The organism is Enhygromyxa salina (genome assembly GCF_000737335.2).
GTDB classification, from domain to species: Bacteria; Myxococcota_A; Polyangia; order Nannocystales; family Nannocystaceae; genus Plesiocystis; species Plesiocystis salina_C.
Genome location: NZ_JMCC02000317.1, coordinates 1 through 578, shown reverse-complemented (window position 1 = coordinate 578; position 578 = coordinate 1). Strand labels below are relative to the sequence as shown.

The following is a 578-nucleotide window of genomic DNA, read 5'->3' as shown; positions in this document are numbered from 1 at the left end:
AAACCCAACGAGGCGCTCGCCGAAGTCGGTGGTGTCAACGTGCACGCGGGCGCGGCCGTGCCGAGCCGCGACCGCCAACGCCTCGAGCGTTTGTGTCGGTACGTCGCGCGTCCGCCCGTCGCCCAGGATCGCCTCGAGACCACCCCCGACGGCCGATGTCGCTACAACTTTCGGCACGCGTGGAAAAATGGCGTGCATGCAGTTTTGCTCGCTCCGCTCGACCTCATCGCGCGGCTGTGCGCCCTGATCCCGCCACCGCGTTTTCATATGATCCGCTATCACGGCGTGCTCGCTACCCACGCCAACCGGAGCGGATGGAGGCCAGCTTGCTGGCCGGAGTCCGCGTAGGTAGACGAGGACGGCCGCCAGGCCGCCCGCAGTCAAGGCGCGGCCCGAGGTCGTGCCGGGCCCCGTGGCGGTGGCCACCGAGCCGACGCAGACACGCTTGTCGTTCGACGGCGAGGCGACCGAACTCGAGGCGGTCGCCAAGCAACCCACTCGACACCCGTGGGCGTGGCTGCTTCAGAGGGTGTTCGCGGTCGACATCATGACCTGCCCCCGCTGCCGCGGTGCGATGC

At 69.2% G+C, this 578-nt stretch carries 1 protein-coding gene; it reads left to right on the top strand.

Features of this window, described 5'->3' with window-relative positions:
- On the top strand, window positions 1–348 hold a 348-nt coding region (locus DB30_RS41070), incomplete at its 5' end, for a transposase (RefSeq protein ID WP_205633231.1).
- Between the last annotated feature and the right edge of the window lie 230 nt (window positions 349–578).